The organism is Vibrio sp. Y176, from assembly GCF_033438945.1.
The window spans coordinates 1-566 of sequence record NZ_JAWOQS010000927.1 but is presented as its reverse complement, the minus strand read 5'-3'; the positions used below and the strand labels follow the sequence as shown (position 1 = coordinate 566).

Genomic DNA, 566 nt, shown 5'->3' with positions numbered 1-566 from the left:
TCTGGTAACGCTTCTCCGGTCATGCAAATAGGCGATTTAAGCCTAGATACCAGAACCTCAAAAGTGATGTGGCAAGGCCAAGCAGTGAGCCTAACAGCGCTGGAATATAAAGTAGTCGCTTACTTTATGCATAATCCTGAAAAAGTCATTTCACGCACGGAGCTTGTGGAGCACATTTACAAGCAAGACTTTGATCGTGACTCCAACACAATTGAAGTATTTATCGGTCGTATTCGTAAGAAAATCGCTCCAAAAATCATCAAAACCGTGCGTGGCTTAGGGTATCAACTGAATGCCGAATAAGAACAAACTGCCGCTGCATGCCTTAAAACGCTTAAGTATCAAAAGCCGATTGGTGTTGGCGGCGGTTGTGTGGCTCACCGCCATGATCCTTGCTGCGGGTGTCACCATTCCTACCCAAGTTTATAACTATATGGTGGACGACACGCGCTCCCAACTGAGCATCTTTATGGATGAAATCGCCGCTCAATTGGAAGTCGATCATACAGGCCATCTTTCGTTAGCAGCTCAACTGTCGGATCCTCGCTTTAGTCGCCCGTACAGCG

1 protein-coding gene and 1 pseudogene are annotated in these 566 nt (G+C 46.8%); both read left to right on the top strand.

Annotated elements, in window-relative coordinates; genetic code table 11:
- The coding region (locus R7O13_RS29450; RefSeq protein ID WP_318305537.1) for a response regulator transcription factor at positions 1–303 on the top strand (303 nt) is incomplete at its 5' end.
- Positions 293–566, top strand: a pseudogene (locus R7O13_RS29445) (ATP-binding protein); the annotation flags it as partial. The gene R7O13_RS29450 and the pseudogene R7O13_RS29445, both read left to right, overlap by 11 nt.